1 protein-coding gene is annotated in these 368 nt (G+C 66.6%); it reads left to right on the top strand.

Annotation, left to right across the window (positions count from 1 at the left end; all coding sequences use genetic code 11):
- Positions 1–368: LysR substrate-binding domain-containing protein (locus EN786_RS36400; RefSeq protein WP_246688846.1), on the top strand; the 368-nt coding region annotated here is incomplete at both ends.

The raw sequence follows: 368 nt of genomic DNA on the forward strand, positions 1-368 counted from the left end.
GTGAACTGGACGACACGGCCGGCGTGATTGCGCGCCGCGTTGCACGCCAGGACATGGTCGTCTGTGCCGCGCCTTCCTATCTGGAAATTCATGGCGAACCACGGCGGATCGAGGACCTCGCCGGTCATCAGGCGATTGTCTACCGCCGGCTCGGCATGATCGCTCAGCCCTGGCTGTTTCCGCGCGAGGGACAAGCCGCGCTCGAACTCATGCCAAACGGCCGGCTGCGGCTCGACGATCTCGATGCCATCGCCGATGCCGCCGTCGGCGGCATGGGCCTCGCGTGGCTGCCTCATTGGCTGGTTCGCGAACGAATCCAGGCCGGCGCGCTGGTGGCACTATTGCCGGACCAGCCGCGCTATCCCTAC

This window comes from Mesorhizobium sp. M4B.F.Ca.ET.143.01.1.1, assembly GCF_004792275.1.
Taxonomy (GTDB): domain Bacteria; phylum Pseudomonadota; class Alphaproteobacteria; order Rhizobiales; family Rhizobiaceae; genus Mesorhizobium; species Mesorhizobium abyssinicae.